The sequence below is a fragment of the bacterium genome (genome assembly GCA_023145965.1).
GTDB lineage: Bacteria > UBP14 > UBA6098 > UBA6098 > UBA6098 > UBA6098.
In genome coordinates, this window is the sequence record JAGLDC010000055.1 from 1 (window position 1) to 2,573 (window position 2,573).

The following is a 2,573-nucleotide window of genomic DNA, read 5'->3' on the forward strand; positions in this document are numbered from 1 at the left end:
ATAAGAAAGCTGAAGAAAAGAAAAAGGACTAAAATTGCCCAAAAAGAATGAATCCACCGAAAGGTGCCATTTTTGCGGCCGTCCTATTAAAAAAACCACTCCGATTTTTGAGGGTCTAGGTGGCCTTCTAATTTGCGGAGATTGCGTTACTACCGCCTACGGCCATTTGCGCGAAAAAAAAGAAGAGATAGTTATCCCTTGGACTGAGAAAACCTTCCCCACACCAGTGGAAATAAAGGATTTCCTCGACCACTACGTCATGGGTCAAGAAAGGGCAAAAATAACCATTTCGGTCGCTGTTTACAATCACTATAAACGCATACTGTATAAAGCTATACGCTCCGATGACGATGAAGTCGAACTTGATAAATCGAATATTTTACTATTGGGCCCAACGGGAACAGGTAAAACTCTGCTTGCACAAACATTAGCCAAATTCCTGGCCGTGCCGTTTTGTATTGCCGATGCTACTGTCCTCACCGAGGCCGGCTATGTCGGCGAGGATGTCGATAATATTATTGTCCGCCTCCTACAATCAGCAGATTACAATGTCGCACGCACTCGTATTGGCATAATCTATATCGATGAATTGGATAAAATTGGGAAAAAAAGCGGCGGAAATCCAAATATTACAAGAGATGTTTCCGGTGAAGGCGTTCAACAAGCGCTTCTTAAAATTCTTGAAGGCACTAAGGCACATGTCCCACCGCAGGGCGGACGCAAGCACCCCGAACAGAAACTCGTAGAGGTCGATACTCGCGATATACTCTTCATTTGCGGTGGCGCATTTAACGGCCTCCAAGAGATAATTGCCCATCGGATAAATAAAAAGCTCATCGGCTTCGATGCTGAAATAGCTAATGCTAAAAAACTCCCAATAGGCGAAATTCTTTCGAGAATGTCACCCGAAGACCTTATCGAATTCGGGTTCATCCCCGAACTTGTTGGGAGACTTCCAGTTAGTGTCTCACTCGACGAACTCGACCGAGATACGATGAAACACATATTAACCGAACCGAAGAACGCACTGGTAAAGCAATATAAAAAACTCCTCGACATGGACGGTATCCCCCTTGAATTCACAGATTCAGCCCTCGATGCCATCGTTGATGAAGCGATGACGCGTAAAACAGGCGCACGCGCCTTGCGAAGCATTTTCGAATCAGTTATGACACCGATAATGTTCGAACTTCCCAATGCGAAAGATATTAATCGTTGCGTTATCGATCGCGACACAATTGTAAAGAGGGCCAAACCACAAATAGAGAAAAGTCGGAGCTAAGCACAATGAAGAAATGGACGCCCGGATTAATATTATTGGCCATAATCATTGCTCTCGATCAGGTAACAAAAATATGGATACAAAATAATGTGCGGCCTCACGAGGGAGTTCAGGTTCTCGGTAATTTCTTTCGCATAACCTATGTTCTTAACCCTGGCGGAGCATTCAGCACACGCTTCGGTGGAAATATTTTTTATATTATCGTGGCGATTCTTGCTTCGGCCTTCGTCGTGGTTTATCTAAATAAATCCATCGACGGCAATAAATGGCTTAAAACAGCCCTTTTTGTTATTCTCGCCGGTGCTATGGGTAATCTTATCGACAGATTTAGAGTCGGTCAGGTCGTGGATTGGCTCGATTTTGGCTGGGATGCAACCCGATGGCCTACTTTTAATATCGCCGATTCCGCAATTGTATTGGGCCTTATAATACTTATCTTTACCGGTTCCCAAGAGGATTCTGCAGCTTCGAAAGAAGAAAGTAAAGGTATTCAAGATGACGGAAAAGCAAGTGACAATCGTGGTTCCAGAGGAAATACCTCCGACGAGGCTAGATATCTATCTGGGAGCGACCTCGTTGAACCTGAGCCGGAACCAAATACAGAAGCTAATAAGGGATAAAAGGATACAGATACCCGGGAAGGGTATCAAACCGGCTTTTATTCTTATCGGCGGTGAGACAATTCTTGTCGAAATTCCGATAACTGAAACCCCTCGACTTGTTCCTGAAAATATAGCACTCGATATAATCTTCGAGGATGAATTTCTTGTAATAGTGAATAAACCACCCGGGATGGTTGTTCATCCGGCGAGAGGTCATTTTTCTGGAACTCTCGTCCATGCCTTGCTCGCGCACTGCGATAAACTCTCTTGTGTTGGCGGTGAAACGCGCCCGGGAGTAGTCCATCGACTTGATAAAAACACATCGGGATTAATTATCTTTGCCAAGAATGATCTCGCTCATAGATACCTGGCGAAGGCTCTCTCCGAACACAAGATCAAGCGTGAGTATATTGGACTGGTATGGGGACGAATGAAAGAAACATCCGGTTCGATTGAAGGCCCCATAGGCCATAATCCGAAAGATCATAAAAAAATGGCCGTGGTTGTGAGTGGAAAACCCGCTTTAACCGATTACCAGCTCGAACTTGATTACACATTTCTTTCATTGCTTGCATTTAAACTGCACACTGGCCGAACGCATCAGATTCGGGTGCATTGCAGTCATATCGGCCATCCGATATTCGGTGACAGCGAATACAGCGGTGGCCCCGAGCGTATAAAAGGTTTTG

At 44.9% G+C, this 2,573-nt stretch carries 3 protein-coding genes; all 3 read left to right on the forward strand.

Features of this window, described 5'->3' with window-relative positions; all coding sequences use genetic code 11:
• Positions 1-34 precede the first annotated feature (34 nt).
• Positions 35-1,282: an ATP-dependent Clp protease ATP-binding subunit ClpX gene (clpX, locus tag KAH81_05725; protein MCK5833154.1), complete on the forward strand. Its 1,248-nt coding sequence runs from the start codon at positions 35-37 to the stop codon at positions 1,280-1,282.
• Positions 1,283-1,287: 5 nt separating this feature from the next.
• Entirely contained in the window at positions 1,288-1,902 is a 615-nt protein-coding gene (lspA, locus tag KAH81_05730; protein MCK5833155.1) for a signal peptidase II, read from the forward strand.
• Positions 1,859-2,573 (forward strand): RluA family pseudouridine synthase (locus KAH81_05735; protein ID MCK5833156.1); only part of this gene is annotated, 715 nt, incomplete at its 3' end. The genes lspA and KAH81_05735, both read left to right, overlap by 44 nt.

What these genes read in the sequence shown, in the direction of transcription:
- lspA (MCK5833155.1), top strand. Translation starts at nt 1,288, where the DNA reads ATGAAGAAATGGACGCCCGGATTAATATTATTGGCCATAATCATTGCT.